The organism is Synechococcus sp. Tobar12-5m-g (assembly GCF_024345415.1).
Lineage (GTDB): Bacteria > Cyanobacteriota > Cyanobacteriia > PCC-6307 > Cyanobiaceae > Regnicoccus.
Genome location: NZ_JAGQBB010000043.1, coordinates 1 through 7,569, shown reverse-complemented (window position 1 = coordinate 7,569; position 7,569 = coordinate 1). Strand labels below are relative to the sequence as shown.

Here is a 7,569-nt window from a genome sequence, read left to right as displayed (position 1 = left end):
CGCAGCGTCCTCCCGATCGAAAAGCAGCAGTTCGACCCTGGAGGCGTACTTGGAATAGATGCAGAAGTTCACCCCCGAGGCCGTGACGAGGGCGCCGAGATGGGCGCTGCTGCCGTTGCTGATGGTGGTCGCGGGCATGGGTTCAACCGAAACGCCCGGCGACGTAATCCCTGGTGGTGTCCTGCCTGGGGGCGTTGAAGATCTGTGAGGTGTCGCCGAACTCTTCCATCACCCCAACTTTGGAAAAACCATCCGAGCTTGGGATCACATTGAAAAACCCAGCCAGGTCTGAGATTCGGTAGGCCTGCTGCAAGTTGTGCGTCACGATGACAACCGTGAACTGGCCCCGCATGGAGCGGACCAGATCCTCAATCTTGCCGGTTGAGATCGGATCAAGAGCAGAGCAGGGCTCATCCATCAGGATCACTTCTGGAGCGATCGAGATCGCGCGTGCAATGCAGAGCCGCTGTTGCTGGCCGCCACTCAGGGAGAGGCCATTCTCAGCCAGCTTGTCCTTGCATTCTTCCCAGACGGCAGCCTGCCGAAGCGAGCCCTCGACCAAGGCGTCCATATCGCCCCTGAACCCGTTGATTCTGGCCCCATACGCAATATTTTCGTAGATGCTCTTCGGGAACGGGTTTGGCTTCTGAAAGACCATTCCAATTCGTCTGCGCACCTGCACGGGATCGATCTGACTGGAGTAGAGATCATGACCCTGAAAGATCACGCGGCCAGCCAGGGTGCAGCCTGGAATCAGATCATTAAGGCGATTGATCGAGCGTAGAACCGTGGACTTCCCGCAACCTGATGGGCCGATGAAGGCCGTGACCTTGCCCGACGGAATACGCATGTTGACGTTGCGGACAGCTTCCTGGCGGCCGTAGCGAATCGTGACATTCTCCAGTTCCAGGCAGGTTGAGGATGATCGCGCTTCAGGGGAGTGGGAAGTGAGGATGTTCACGCTTCAACCCCGCGCCAGCCGGCCTAGCTGGTGAACTAGAAGATTGGCGAGCAGGATCAGCATCACCAGCAAGAACGAGGCTGCCAGGGCCAATTGATTCTGTGCCTCGTAAGGCATGATCGAGTAATTGAAGACGAGCACTGACATGGTGGCGATCGGCCTGAGTAGTCCTTCGGGCCAATAAAAGGCAAACAACGCGGTGAAAATCAATGGCGCTGTCTCCCCGGCAGCTCGGGCAATCCCTAGCAGTGCCCCTGTTGCGATCGGTGTGAAGGCTGCCGGCAGCGTCACGCGTAAAACGGTGACAACCTTGGAGGCACCCACAGCCATGGCGGCCAAGCGAAGATCATTCTCCACCAGTTTCAGCGCTTCATCTGTTGTCTTGATGATGGTGGGAAGCATGATCACAGCCAGGGCCAGTCCACCTGCAACAGCACTGAAGCTTTCGCCAAACAACAGACGGGTGCTCACAACAATGAGATAAACGAAGACTCCGCAGAGAATTGATGGAACACCGGCAAGCACATTCGATCCATAATGCACAAAGACCGAAAAGGGGCCGCTACTGGAGTATTCGGCAATGTAGATTCCGCCACCAACACCAATCGGGATGGCAATCAGGCTTGCGATCCCAGTAACCACGAAGGTGCCTAAGATGGCATTGGCGATCCCTCCTCCAGACAGGCCAGGAGGAGAAGGAAGCTGCGTGAACAGAGCAAGATTCATCAGCGATCCGCCCTTGATGATGACATACCCAAGAACAAGCAGCAATGGAAGAATCGCACTCGAGGCGAATAGTCCAGCTAGCAGGGTATAGATGATCCCTTCTCGATTATGCTTGAGGAGAAGATTGTACTCGAGTGGAGCGGAATCGAAATCGGCCCTTGAAGCATGAACGCTCAGATCATCTTTGGAATGGACGTTGCTTGGAGATTGCATCTGGATCCATCGCAATTGAGAAGAGTCTTGCCGCTTGACGGCCAAACTCCTGGCCAGACTGGGTGCACTCAGGAATAGTGAAGACGTAGCCGCCTGACTACCCACTCGGCCAATAGATTCACCAACAGAGTCAGCACCATCAACACCAGTGCGGCATACAACAGGGCAGAGACCTGAAGTCCATCGGCCTCTCCGAACTGATTGGCAAGCATGGATGCAATGGTATTGCCTGGTGCCAACAGGCTGAAAGAGAAGTTGGTCGAGTTTCCAATGATCATTGTAACAGCCATGGTCTCGCCCATGGCCCTTCCCAGCGCCAGCAGCACACCACCGGCAATGCCAGAGATTGCCGCTGGCAAGATGATCTTGATGATCGACTGCCACCGACTGCTCCCAACGCCATAGGCAGCGAAGCGAAGTTCCACGGGCACCTGATCGAGCGTATCTCGGGAGATGCAGGTGATGATGGGTAACAACATCACCACGAGAATCAGCACGGCGGGCGCCATGCCAGGCCCCATAGGTGCGGTGCTGAACAGAGGAATCCAGCCCAGCGTTTCGTGAATGTCACTGAGCAGAGGGCGAAGGGTGGGCTCCATCACGAAAATGGCCCACAGACCCAGAACAACCGAAGGAATAGCTGCCAACAACTCGACCATGCCACCGATGATCTTCCTGATTCCAAAGGGAAGAAATGCCTCGGTGATGAACACCGCGGAGCCCACGCCCAATGGCACGGCGATCAGCAGGGCCAAAATCGACGAAACCAGCGTTCCATAGATCGCCGTGAACGCTCCATATTGATTGTTGATCGGATCCCAGCTCGAGCGAATCAGGAAATTGAAGCCATAGGCCACCATGGCTTCGAGTGAGCCACCGAACACAACCACCAGAATCGCGATCAACACCACGCCAACCAGCGATGCCAGGACAACCGAAAGCCAGTGAAAGCCGTGGTCAAGCGCACGATCCTTCCAGGTCCTGCGTCGCTGAGTGAAGGGGGATGCGCTTTCAGCCATAGCCAACTGCCGACAACCATCGCCGCGTAGCCTGTTGTATAGCCACGACTGGACAGGGATTTCGTTCATCAAAACTAGCGACGCCTGTTTAAGGCGCGGTTAAGCATTTTAGCTAACTTTTTTCCCGAGTTGGATTGTCCAGCGGGAATTCACGTTGATGATGAAGATCGGACCTTCCCTTCCGTTGGGAATCATCAGGCAGGGTTAGGACACCGGCAGATTTGTCCTACCAGCCGAAGCCCATGCCTGCCACCGTCGCCTTCCCGATCGATCTGGGCGCTTATCAGCCCCTCGCCCTTGATCCAACCCAGCCCAGCCTGAGCGCCGAGCAGCGCGAGGCCCTGCGCTCCAACATCCAGCTCTGCCGAGACGCGATCATCTTCTTTACCGCAACCGGCGCCGCCCGGGGCGTGGGGGGCCACAGCGGCGGTCCCTACGACACGGTGCCGGAGGTGATGATCCTCGACGCCTTCTTTCGCGGCGCCCCCGACCGCTTCCTGCCGGTCTTCTTTGATGAGGCGGGCCATAGGGTCGCCACGCAGTATCTGATCAGCGTGCTGCGGGGCCAGCTGCCGGCTGAGGCGCTGCTTGAGTACCGCGCTGCCCATTCTCGTCTGCCTGGACACCCCGAGCTGGGCCTCACCCCCGGCGTGCAGTTCAGCTCTGGCCGGCTGGGGCACCTCTGGCCGTTCGTGAATGGCGTGGCCCTGGCCCACCCGGGAAAGACGGTGTTCTGCCTCGGCTCCGACGGCGCCCAGCAGGAGGGCGATGACGCCGAGGCGGCCCGCTTCGCGGTGGCCCACGGTTTGAACGTGAAGCTGGTGATCGACGACAACGACGTCACGATCGCTGGCCATCCTTCCCAGTACCAGCCGGGCTACGACCTGGAACGCACCCTCGGCGGCCATGGTCTGGCCATCCTGGGCGGCAGCGGCGAGGACCTCGACGATCTCCACGGCCGCCTCTGCCGGGCGGTGGCCAGCGAGGGGCCCGTGGCGGTGATCAACAGGCGGCCGATGGCGGTGGGCATCGAGGGGCTGGAGGGCTCCACCCACGGCCACGACGTGATCCCGGTGGACCTGGCGATCGCCTACCTGGAGCAACGGGGCCAGGACACCGCCGCGCAGTATCTCAAGGGGATTGTCAAACCCAGCAACCCCGCCACCTTCCTGGGCTCCGGCCAGCGGCTGGAGGCGAACCGCAACGTGTTCGGGGATGCGGTGGTGGAGCTGCTCGGCGCGGTGTCGCCCGAAGCCCGCAAGGACAAGGTGCTGGTGGTGGACAGCGACCTGGAGGGCTCCTGCGGCCTGAGCCAGATCCGCAAGGCGTTCCCGGAGATCTTCGTGAGCGGCGGCATCATGGAGCGGGCCAACTTCTCGGCAGCGGCGGGTTTCGGCATGGAGGCCGGCCGCCAGGGGGTCTTCGCCACGTTCAGCGCCTTCCTGGAGATGATCATCTCGGAGATCACCATGGCGCGGCTGAACGGCGCCAACGTGCTGGCCCACTTCTCCCATGCCGGCATTGACGACATGGCGGACAACACCTGCCACTTCGGCCTCAACAACTTGTTCGCCGACAACGGCCTCGAGGAGCACAACACCACCCGCCTCTATTTCCCGGCCGATGCGGCCCAGATGAGGGCCTGCGTCAAGGCGGTGTTCAACGATCCCGGCCTGCGCTTCCTGTTCTCCACCCGCTCGAAAGTGCCCAACCTGCTCGATGCCGCTGGCACCGATCTGCATGGCCCGGAATATGTGTTTGAGAGCGGCAAGGACGAGCTGGTGCGCGAGGGCCGTGCCGGTTATGTGGTGAGCTTCGGGGAATGCCTCTACCGGGCCCTCGATGCGGTGGAGCAGCTGCGGGTCGAAGGACTCGACGTGGGTCTCATCAACAAGCCCACCCTCAACGTGGTGGACGAGGCGATGCTTGCCAAAGCGGGAGGCTCACCCTTCGTGCTGGTGGTGGAATCCTTCAACCGCCGCACCGGCCTCGGCAGCCGCTATGGCACCTGGCTGCTGGAGCGGGGCTATGCACCCCGCTACGCCCACCTGGGCACCTTCCGGGAAGGCTGCGGCGGCCTTTGGGAACAGTTCCCCCACCAGGGCATCGACCCCGTTGGGATCATCAGTCACATCAGGAACCTGCTGGGCTGATTGCCCGGAAGGTTCCCGTTGACCAGGGCTAGCGTTGGAATCCTCCCCTGCACCGCTGCACGCCATGGCACTCGAGGCCTTCCGCGAGGAGCTCATCGCCACCGCCACCGCCATTGCGTCCCCGGGCAAGGGGTTGCTGGCAGCCGATGAATCCACCGGCACGATCGGCAAGCGCTTCGAGGCGATCGGCCTGGAGAACACCGAGGACCATCGCCGCGCCTACCGCTCCCTGTTGGGCAGCACCAGCGGCCTTGGGCAATCCATCAGCGGCGTGATCCTCTACGAGGAAACCCTCTTCCAGGACGCCAGCGATGGGACACCCATCCTGGAGCTCTTCCGCACTCAGGGGATCATCCCCGGCATCAAGGTGGATCAGGGCGTGCAACCGCTGGCTGGCGCCCTGGGCGGTGAAACCTGGTGCACCGGCCTGCGGGGCCTGCAGGAGCGCGCCGCCCGCTCCTACGCCCGGGGGGCGCGCTTCGCCAAGTGGCGGGCGGTGCTGCGGATCACGGCGGCGGGGGCCCCCTCGGAGCTGGCGATCCGGGAGAACGCCTGGGGCCTGGCCCGCTACGCCCGCACCGTGCAGGAGGAGGGCCTGGTGCCGGTGGTGGAGCCCGAGATCCTGATGGATGGCGACCACCCGATCGAAACCACCGCAGCCGTTCAAGAGCGGGTGCTGCGGCAGGTGTACGCGGCCCTGGCCGAGAACGGCGTGTTGCTGGAGGGCAGCCTGCTGAAGCCGTCGATGACCACCGCCGGCGCTTCCCACCGCGCTGACCAGACGCCCCAGCAGGTGGGCGAGGCCACGGTGAGCGTTCTGCGCCGCACTGTCCCGGCCAGCGTGCCGGGCATCGTTTTCCTCTCCGGTGGGCTGGGCGAGGAGGAGGCCAGCGTGTATCTCGATGCGGTCAACCGGGCCGGCCGCCGCGCCCCCTGGAACCTGGGCTTCTCCTTTGGCCGGGCCCTGCAGCACTCCTGCCTGCAGCAGTGGGCCGGTCACGACGTGGCCGCTGGCCAGGGGGCCCTGCTGGCCAGGGCTCGGGCCAACTCAGAGGCCAGCTTGGGGGCCTACCGCGCCGGTTCGCAACCGTCCAACGACGCGAGCCTGTTCGTGGCGGGGTATCTGTATTGAAACAGCTGGTCAACGCGTAGGCATTCCTTTTCAGGCAAAAACCCCTACTGCACCCACCAGCAGGCCGTCCGATCGTTCTTGTATTGGTTTCGGAGGCCCTTTGATGGATGACACTCCCCCAGGGCAGGCGTCAGGAGCGCTGATGATCCGGCCCCTGCTCCACCACTCTCATCGGATCTCTGGCTTCCCTGGCGTGTGACACCGCTGTGTGTGTTCCGCCGCCGTCCACTGCACCGTTAACGGCCTCGCCTCAGGTGCCCCGGACCCATGGGAAAGCCCCACTGGAACCCTGGCCCCAGGTGCCAGCGTCAGCCACTCCGCCCCCATGAAAAAACTCCTTCAGAGCCCGGTGTCCTTGTCACCGGGCTCTGTCGTGCAGACCCTTTCCCATGCCTGACCTCGCGCAGATCCACCAGGCCCTGGTCGAGGACTACCGCTGGGCCCTGCCGATAGCAGCTGGTTGTTGGAGGCCACGCTGGCGTTGATCACCATCTGATCGGCATCGCGGCCTTCCTCCTCCACAGTCCCGGACCGCAGGTCGGTGCGGGGCAACAAGGGCAGCCCACTGCAGAGGTTCATGAAGGACGAGCCTGCGGCCCCGACTACGGGATGGGTGGGATCACTCACCGGATTCTCAGGCCAGAACATCGCGCTGCAGCAGCGCAAACACCTCCTGGATCTGGGCCGTCCGTCCCGGTGGCAGGGAAAGCTCGCTGGCCAGCGTGCTGAGGAAGGCCTCCTCCTCCGGTTTCACCACCCGATCGCAGAACGCCAACTTGACGGCCAGCACATAGGCCACTTCCTGCTGTTCGGCGGTAAGTGCTGGCACGGCCTGGCGGACCAGCTCCTGCCAGTGATCGCGCCGGAAGAGGCGCAGGAGACCATCGATCAGCTCACCGAAGGCCAGCGGCGTCATGCTTCGGTAAGGGGAACGGCTGATCAACTGTTCTTTGAGGACGTGCGCCTCCTCCCGGTCGAAGTTGTTGTCACAGCACACAGCAGCCAGGGGAATGGCGGCGAAGGCCTCGGCGGGGGTCATGGAAAATCCCGGATCGGTTGCATTCATTGCAGCTCCGCGGGGGAATCAGATCGCCATCGCGTCACAAACCTTGGTGCGTTTCTGGGTCAGTGCTTCCGTCTGCTCTCAGCATTGCAGCCAGATGGAATTCGTGAAACCCGTTCCGTCAAGCCAGCTGGGATACGTCCATGGGTGATTCCCGATGCGGCTGACACCACTCCTAGGAGCCTGTTGCGCGTAGATCGCGACCTGATCTCTCCACGGACGCCCATGAATCTGCCCAGATCCTTGTGACTGCAATGGATCTGGACTGGAGAATGGGGCATGCCCAAGTCCTTCCGCCCCTG

6 protein-coding genes are annotated in these 7,569 nt (G+C 62.0%); 2 read left to right on the top strand and 4 right to left on the bottom strand.

All coding sequences use genetic code 11. The annotated features are described in order from the left end of the window. Window positions 1-142: 142 nt before the first annotated feature. From pstB to pstC, 3 genes are read right to left on the bottom strand one after another with little or no spacing between them, the layout of a single operon-like run. Window positions 143-955, bottom strand: a complete 813-nt coding sequence (gene pstB, locus KBY66_RS15395) for a phosphate ABC transporter ATP-binding protein PstB (protein ID WP_255090503.1) — start codon at window positions 953-955, stop codon at window positions 143-145. A gap of 9 nt (window positions 956-964) precedes the next feature. Then, complete coding sequence (gene pstA / locus KBY66_RS15390; RefSeq protein ID WP_255090501.1) at window positions 965-1,945, bottom strand: phosphate ABC transporter permease PstA; 981 nt, start codon at window positions 1,943-1,945, stop codon at window positions 965-967. 23 nt (window positions 1,946-1,968) lie between these two features. Next, window positions 1,969-2,919, bottom strand: coding sequence for a phosphate ABC transporter permease subunit PstC (pstC, locus tag KBY66_RS15385; RefSeq protein ID WP_255090502.1), 951 nt, complete (start codon window positions 2,917-2,919; stop codon window positions 1,969-1,971). 242 nt (window positions 2,920-3,161) lie between these two features. Here pstC and KBY66_RS15380 point away from each other — a divergent pair, with 242 nt between their 5' ends. Together KBY66_RS15380 and KBY66_RS15375 are read left to right on the top strand one after the other, a co-directional pair. Continuing rightward, window positions 3,162-5,072 carry a transketolase C-terminal domain-containing protein gene (locus KBY66_RS15380; protein ID WP_255090500.1) on the top strand — a complete coding sequence of 637 codons (1,911 nt, stop codon included), beginning with the start codon at window positions 3,162-3,164 and terminating at the stop codon, window positions 5,070-5,072. Window positions 5,073-5,136: 64 nt separating this feature from the next. Further along, on the top strand, window positions 5,137-6,204 hold the full coding sequence (locus KBY66_RS15375) for a class I fructose-bisphosphate aldolase (RefSeq protein ID WP_255090499.1): 1,068 nt from the start codon (window positions 5,137-5,139) through the stop codon (window positions 6,202-6,204). A 634-nt stretch (window positions 6,205-6,838) separates the two neighbouring features. On the opposite strand, the gene KBY66_RS15370 is transcribed toward KBY66_RS15375, so the two are convergent. Then, window positions 6,839-7,243 (bottom strand): tellurite resistance TerB family protein, encoded by a 405-nt coding sequence (locus KBY66_RS15370; protein ID WP_255090498.1) that lies wholly within the window; start codon window positions 7,241-7,243, stop codon window positions 6,839-6,841. Between the last annotated feature and the right edge of the window lie 326 nt (window positions 7,244-7,569).